We start from the raw sequence: 677 nt of genomic DNA on the forward strand, positions 1-677 counted from the left end.
GGGTTTTCATCATCGCTTTACTGATGAGCGTATAGCCCGCAAAAGAAGCACCCGCTCCAAGCGCCATAAGAACACCACCCACATCAATCCGAACATTGGAACTGTCGGAAAACAGAAGCCAGCAGCCCGCTAAAGCCAGCACGGTCGCAATCCACCAGGAGTTTCGCGGGCGTTTCTTCAATACGGCCCATTCAAGGCTCCCGGCAATGATAGGCGCACTGCCGATGGCAATCACAGTTCCCACCGCAATTCCCGTTTCTTTAACAGCTGTGAAAAACAGCGGCTGGTAACACGCCATACATACAGCGGCTAAACATATGAGCGGCCATGACCAATTTTTCACGTGAAGCTCCCGGCTGATCCAAACCGCAAGCAGCATGGCGCTTCCTCCTATTAATAACCTGAACGCTCCAAATGCCAGCGGTGTGGCGCTTTCTGGAGCCAATGCCTGAACGGTTCCCGTGGTCCCCCAGAAAAAAGCCGCCATCAATACAAAAAGGCTGTAAATATTCCCTTTCATCTGCCTCTCCCCTTTAATATGGATGCTGATGTCATTTTATCGTTTTTCTTTTTGTCGTGGTTATCTGTATGTAAGAAGGATTTATCTGAAAATAAGATTATTGGGGTAAAATGCCGCTTGAGATAAAAAATGCATGCCGGCATATACAGCCGGCATG

Annotated in this window: 1 protein-coding gene; it reads right to left on the reverse strand. The window is 48.9% G+C overall.

Going from position 1 to position 677, the window contains the following annotated elements; genetic code table 11:
- A partial coding sequence (locus tag ACWHAR_RS27800) for an EamA family transporter (RefSeq protein ID WP_452088532.1) occupies window positions 1–520 on the reverse strand: 520 nt, incomplete at its 3' end.
- Window positions 521–677 lie beyond the last annotated feature (157 nt).

It is taken from the genome of Bacillus sp. LR--39 (assembly GCF_053613335.1).